Genomic DNA, 4060 nt, shown 5'->3' with positions numbered 1-4060 from the left:
CGGCCAGACCAGCACGTTGTAGATCTGCTTGGCGAAGAAGAAGCAGAAGATGAAGGCCACGCCGAATCCGAGCAGCGCCTTGATCAGCCGCGAACGCAGCTCGATCAAATGGTCCATCAATGGCGCTTTGCTCGCCTCGATATCGGCGTCGCTCATGACGCTTTGGCGTCCTTGATCGCCTCGGATGGCGCGGTGTCCTGCGCCACTGGAGTCTGCTCGACCTCGCGGGTGATGGCGAGCGGCTCGCTCGCCGCCGCGTGGGCCTCGGCTTCCACGAAGGTCGCCGGCGTCGGGGCTTCCGGAGTCGTCGGCGCCGCCAGCGCTTCACCTGACGTCGCCGGCGGTTCGACGGCAGTGGTCGTGGAGGTCTCGGCCGGCTTGTCGAGCGCATCGACCCGCAGGGCGTCGCTGACGTCCTTCTGGAGCGAGGTCATCAGATTGTTCCCGGCGAAGCCGGTGGCTGCTTCCTTGACCTCATCAAAGCTCTTCTTGAGGTCGGCCATTTCGGCTTCGCGCATCGCTTCCTGGAACTGGCCCTGGAATTCGGCGGCCATCTTGCGGGCCTTGCCCATCCACTGTCCGACCATGCGCAGCACGCCCGGCAGCTCTTTCGGGCCGATGGCGATCAGGGCCACGACCCCGATGAGGACCAGTTCACTCCACCCGATGTCGAACATGAGGTCTTCCGTTCAGGCCAGCCGCAACCGGCCCAATCCTCTCCACGCAGGATCGGGACCGCCCGCGTCCGTCCACGCTTAGGCTCAGACGGCCTTGCTGCCGACGTCGGTCCGTGCCGCGGTCGGCGCGGCAGTGTGCTCGATCGACTTGGCCGGCTCGGGCTTGTCGGCGACCTTGTCGTCGTCCTGCATGCCCTTCTTGAACGCCTTGATGCCTTGCGCCACGTCGCCCATCAGATCCGAGATCTTGCCGCGGCCGAACAGCAGCAGGACCACTGCGATCACCAAGATCCAGTGCCAAATGCTAAGCGAACCCATCCTGCAACCCTCCAAACACGCATGGCCGGGGTCCCGGCCGATCTTCACTGAAACCTAGGCGTCGCAGGTGTCAAAAACAAGGACCAAGGCAGCGCCAATTCGCTGTTGGCGCTACGTAATCTTGCTAGTGTTAACTGGTCGCAGGGGTCTGCAAACGGACCGAACGTCAGCCCTCGTCGCCACCCTCATTGCCGCCTTCCGGCGTCTCCGGCTCGACTGCGGGAGCCAGCGCAAGATCCAGGTCCTCGCCCGGTTCCAGCGGATCCTCGTCCTCGCGCAGCGTCGGGTCGTCCGACGGCGTCGGCACGCTGAATCCGGTCGGCAGGCGCGAATCCAGCAGGCCGGTGCCCTTGAGCTCCTCGAGGCCCGGCAGATCGCCGAGCTGTTCCAAGGTGAACTGCGACAGGAAGTCCTCGGTGGTTCCGAAGGTCAGCGGACGGCCGGGCGTCTTGCGCCGGCCGCGCGGCTTGATCCAGCCGGTCTCCAGAAGCACGTCGAGCGTGCCCTTCGAGGTGACGACACCGCGGATTTCCTCGATCTCGGCCCGCGTCACCGGCTGGTGATAGGCGATGATCGCCAGCACCTCGATCGCCGCGCGCGACAGGCGGCGGGTTTCGGTGCTCTCGCGCGTCATCAGCCAGGCGAGATCGCCTGCGGTGCGGAACGTCCATTTGTTGGCGATGCGCACGAGGTTCACCCCGCGCGTGGCATATTCGGCCTGCAACTGGGCGAGTGCGGCCTTGACGTCGACGCCTTCCGGCATGCGCTTGGCCAGCGTCGCGGTATCCAGCGGCTCGCTCGAGGCGAACAGGAGAGCTTCGAGCAGACGCAGCTCCTCGGGACGTGCCTGGGATTCGTTCTCCATCGGCTCGGCCTCGTCTATCCGCACTTCAGCCAGGCTTGCCATGGCAGATTCTCCTTCTTGCACTTAACCGACCGGCGCATCAGGCGCAGGAGTTGCGTCTGGCACCGGTTGATGGCGCCCCTTTCGGAAATAGATCGGCGCGAACGCCTCTTTCTGGTTCAGCTCCAGTTGACCTTCCCGCACCAGTTCGAGCGCGGCGGCGAAGCTCGAGGCGAGCACCGTCGCGCGCTGCGTCGGATCGGCGACGTGCCGGAGCAGAAAGTCGTCGAGAACGCCCCAGTCGTCCTGTTCGGTGATGCTGCCGACCAGCCGCTCCAGCGTGGCGCGCGCTTCAGCCAGCGACCACACCGTGCGCTTGGCCAGATGCACGCTTGCCAGCACGCGCGACTGGCGCTGCGAGGCATAGGCGGTGAGCAGGTCGTACAGCGTCGCAGTGTATTTCGGATGCTTGATCTCGGCGATCCGCTCCGGCTCGCCGCGCGGAAAGATGTCGCGCAGCAATTGCTGCCTGTTCATCAGCCGGTTGGCGGCTTCGCGAATGGCCTCCAGCCGCCGCAGACGGTTGGCGAGCGCCGTCGCCATTTCCTCGGCGCTCGGCCCTTCCGCGCTCGGCGGCTCCGGCAGCAGCAGGCGCGACTTCAGGAAGGCGAGCCAGGCCGCCATCACGAGATAGTCGGCGGCAAGCTCCAGCCGGATCTTTCGCGCGGCTTCGATGAAGTGGAGATATTGGTCGGCCAGCGCCAGGATCGAAATCTTGGAAAGGTCGACCTTCTGCTGCCGCGCCAGCGCGAGCAGCAGGTCGAGCGGGCCTTCATAGCCCTCGACGTCCACAACCAGCGCCGGCTCACCCTCGGCGAGCTCTGCAGGCCGCCCGGTTTCAAACGATAGGATTTCTGCGGTCATGCGGATGCCGTGTTTACCCGTGCGATCAATGCGTCCAGTTCGGCGCGTGCGGCCGCGCGGTCGAACGGTTGCGGTGCCTTGCGCGCCGCGAGCGCGGCTTTCGCCCGCTCCAGCGCCCTGCCCGACAATTCAGGCGTCTGGGCGGCGACATCGCGCATCTCCTCGATGTTGCCGTTGCAATGCAGAGCCATGTCGCAGCCGGCCACGAAGATCGCCCGGGTCCGCTCGGCAAGGCTTCCCGCCAGCGCGTTCATCGACACGTCATCACTCATTAACAAACCCTGGAACCCGATCACGTCGCGAATCACCTGAGCGATCATTGTCGCAGAAGTCGTCGCTGGATGGGCGGGGTCGACGGCGCTAAACACAACATGTGCAGTCATCGCCATCGGCAGGTTCGCGAGCGGCTTGAAAGCCGCAAAGTCGGTCCGTTCCAGTTCGTCCCGGGGCGTGTCGACCATGGGCAGCTTGAAATGGGTGTCGGCAGTGGCGCGTCCGTGGCCGGGAATGTGCTTCAGGACCGGCAGCACCCCACCCTGTTCCAGGCCGTCAGTGATCGCGCGGGCGATCGCCGCAACCTTGCCCGGCTCGGTGCCATAGGCGCGGTTGCCGATGACGGCATCGGCGCCCGGGACCGGCACGTCGGCCAGTGGCAGGCAATCCACGGTAATGCCGAGATCGGCGAGATCGGCCGCGATCAGCCGCGCGCTGAGGCGCGCCGCGGTGAGCCCGAGGGCCGAATCAGTATCGTACAGGGACGCGAAAACGGCGCCGGGCGGGTAGACCGGCCAGTGCGGCGGCCCCAGCCGCTGCACGCGTCCGCCCTCCTGATCGATCAGGACAGGGGCGTCGGGGGAATCGGCAACCGCTCGTAATTCTTCAACCAACGCAGCAACTTGAGCCGGAGTCTCGACATTGCGTTTGAACAGGATGAAGCCCCATGGGCGCTGGTCGCGGATAAACTCCCGCTCGGCGGCGGTCAGTTCCGTTCCGGATACGCCGGTAATGAAGGCCCGCGTGCTCATAAGGGCCGATTAACCCTGCCCCGCGAGGGGGTCAAGGAAACGGCGGTTAATTCCTCTGGACGAAGCAGGTCGGCAAGCCAGCGGACTTCAGGCTGTTGCAAGCCTGCGTCGCATCCTCGGCCGAACCATAGGGCCCAGCGAAGGCGCGGTAGACGATGCCCTTGCCCTTGTCGGTGAGATCGACACGCTTGATCACGGGCGAGCGCGATCCGAGTACGCTGCCATACTTGCTCTGGAGCACCCGGTAGGACGCGGCGGCGCTGTCCTCGCTC

7 protein-coding genes are annotated in these 4060 nt (G+C 65.6%); all 7 read right to left on the bottom strand.

Features of this window, described 5'->3' with window-relative positions; translation table 11 throughout:
* On the bottom strand, nucleotides 1–156 hold a 156-nt coding region (locus tag ACXJL8_RS35725), incomplete at its 3' end, for a twin-arginine translocase subunit TatC (protein ID WP_456686517.1).
* Nucleotides 153–677: a Sec-independent protein translocase protein TatB gene (tatB, locus tag ACXJL8_RS35720; RefSeq protein ID WP_456618829.1), complete on the bottom strand. Its 525-nt coding sequence runs from the start codon at nucleotides 675–677 to the stop codon at nucleotides 153–155. The genes tatB and ACXJL8_RS35725, both read right to left, overlap by 4 nt.
* 84 nt (nucleotides 678–761) lie before the next feature.
* Nucleotides 762–995, bottom strand: coding sequence for a twin-arginine translocase TatA/TatE family subunit (locus ACXJL8_RS35715; RefSeq protein ID WP_456618828.1), 234 nt, complete (start codon nucleotides 993–995; stop codon nucleotides 762–764).
* Between the two features lie 166 nt (nucleotides 996–1161).
* The gene (gene scpB, locus ACXJL8_RS35710; RefSeq protein WP_456618827.1) at nucleotides 1162–1902 is read right to left on the bottom strand and encodes an SMC-Scp complex subunit ScpB; all 741 of its coding nucleotides are present in this window, start codon (nucleotides 1900–1902) and stop codon (nucleotides 1162–1164) included.
* Nucleotides 1903–1923: 21 nt separating this feature from the next.
* A complete protein-coding gene (locus ACXJL8_RS35705; protein WP_456686516.1) occupies nucleotides 1924–2763 on the bottom strand; it encodes a segregation and condensation protein A in 840 nt (279 codons plus the stop codon).
* On the bottom strand, nucleotides 2760–3788 hold the full coding sequence (gene nagZ, locus ACXJL8_RS35700) for a beta-N-acetylhexosaminidase (RefSeq protein WP_456618825.1): 1029 nt from the start codon (nucleotides 3786–3788) through the stop codon (nucleotides 2760–2762). The genes ACXJL8_RS35705 and nagZ overlap by 4 nt, the downstream gene beginning before the upstream one ends.
* A 46-nt stretch (nucleotides 3789–3834) precedes the next feature.
* Nucleotides 3835–4060: SPOR domain-containing protein (locus tag ACXJL8_RS35695; protein ID WP_456686515.1), on the bottom strand; the 226-nt coding region annotated here is incomplete at its 5' end.

The organism is Bradyrhizobium sp. P5_C11_2 (assembly GCF_054049755.1).
Note: the sequence above shows the minus strand (reverse complement) of the source record. Positions and strands in the feature narration are given on the sequence as shown.